Origin of the sequence: Sphingobacterium gobiense, assembly GCF_002980575.1 — a bacterium.
Taxonomy (GTDB): Bacteria; Bacteroidota; Bacteroidia; order Sphingobacteriales; family Sphingobacteriaceae; genus Sphingobacterium; species Sphingobacterium gobiense.
The window spans coordinates 1-945 of the sequence record NZ_PVBS01000010.1 but is presented as its reverse complement, the minus strand read 5'-3'; the positions used below and the strand labels follow the sequence as shown (position 1 = coordinate 945).

The following is a 945-nucleotide window of genomic DNA, read 5'->3' as shown; positions in this document are numbered from 1 at the left end:
GGGGAAAGTTGTAAGATAAGAGACAATTTTTTCGGTCCGGGCCGTACAGTACATTTACTGACGATCCGGTCATAAGAAGATGACCGGGGTCAAATTACATTTTTACAATGGAGAGTTTGATCCTGGCTCAGGATGAACGCTAGCGGCAGGCCTAATACATGCAAGTCGGACGGGATTGCGCCTTAGCTTGCTAAGGTGCATGAGAGTGGCGCACGGGTGCGTAACGCGTGAGCAACCTGCCCATGTCAGGGGGATAGCCCGTTGAAAGACGGATTAACACCGCATGAAGATACTTACCGGCATCGGTATGTATCCAAATATTCATAGGACATGGATGGGCTCGCGTGGCATTAGCTAGTTGGTGCGGTAACGGCGCACCAAGGCGATGATGCCTAGGGGCTCTGAGAGGAGAATCCCCCACACTGGTACTGAGACACGGACCAGACTCCTACGGGAGGCAGCAGTAGGGAATATTGGTCAATGGGCGGGAGCCTGAACCAGCCATGCCGCGTGCGGGATGAAGGCCCTATGGGTCGTAAACCGCTTTTATACGGGAACAACCGCAGCTACGTGTAGCTGTCTGAGTGTACCGTAGGAATAAGGATCGGCTAACTCCGTGCCAGCAGCCGCGGTAATACGGAGGATCCGAGCGTTATCCGGAATTATTGGGTTTAAAGGGTGCGTAGGCGGCTCGTTAAGTCAGGGGTGAAATACAGCGGCTCAACCGTTGCAGTGCCTTTGATACTGACGAGCTTGAATCTGGCCGAAGACGGCGGAACGGGACAAGTAGCGGTGAAATGCATAGATATGTCCCAGAACCCCGATTGCGAAGGCAGCTGTCTAGCCCAGCATTGACGCTGATGCACGAAAGCGTGGGGATCGAACAGGATTAGATACCCTGGTAGTCCACGCCCTAAACGATGATGACTCGATGTTAGCGATATA

1 rRNA gene is annotated in these 945 nt (G+C 53.1%); it reads left to right on the top strand.

The window, feature by feature from the left end:
* Positions 1-104: 104 nt before the first annotated feature.
* Positions 105-945: ribosomal RNA gene (locus C5749_RS19340) — 16S ribosomal RNA — on the top strand; the annotation flags it as partial.